Source organism: Vibrio sp. 1249-1 (assembly GCF_033340495.1).
Window position 1 is genome coordinate 1 of the sequence record NZ_JAWOWJ010000714.1, and the last position, 632, is coordinate 632.

Annotated in this window: 1 protein-coding gene; it reads left to right on the plus strand. The window is 42.2% G+C overall.

Features of this window, described 5'->3' with window-relative positions:
• Positions 1-59: 59 nt before the first annotated feature.
• Positions 60-632 (plus strand): CHAD domain-containing protein (locus R7Z50_RS28505; RefSeq protein ID WP_318149881.1); only part of this gene is annotated, 573 nt, incomplete at its 3' end.

A 632-nucleotide genomic window follows, 5' to 3' on the forward strand; every position in this document is an offset into this window, starting at 1 on the left:
CTTTTATGTCTATGCAATATCAACCTCTACACTTAGTCTAAGCATGTTGGAGGAAAACCATGAGCGCCCCACCAAAATCTTCAAGTCGATTGCCACTGCATCTCGATTCCGAACTCTGCTTTGTATTGCCTGATTCCCTTGCGAGAGAGTTTGAGTATGCTCGTTCGTTGGAGCAAGGAATCATGGATAACCTTCACCCTGAATTTACACATCAATATCGCGTCACGTTACGACGCATGCGCTCTTTATGCGTTTTACTCAGCGAAGTGATTCCCTGTTTTGAGTTAGCCATCCTCAAGCCTCATTTAAAGACATTAATGAAACAAACGAACTTATTGCGAGACCTAGATGTGTTCACTTTAGACACCAACCAGTATCTTGTGATGTTGCCAGAACAGCATTCATCATTAATGCGCATTTTCGCGGATATTGATGCCATGAAGAATGCTGAACAAGTGCGCGTAGCAAGTTGGTTGGCATCACTTTCTTACCAAGCGCATTGCGCTGTGGTTCGAAACAGCCTTGAGCGAACTAAACAATACGACTTGCTAAAAAACGACATTGAATTAGTGACGTTCGCAAATCAAAAGATTGCCGACCAGTTTAGAAAAGTAAATAACTCACAAAGAAAA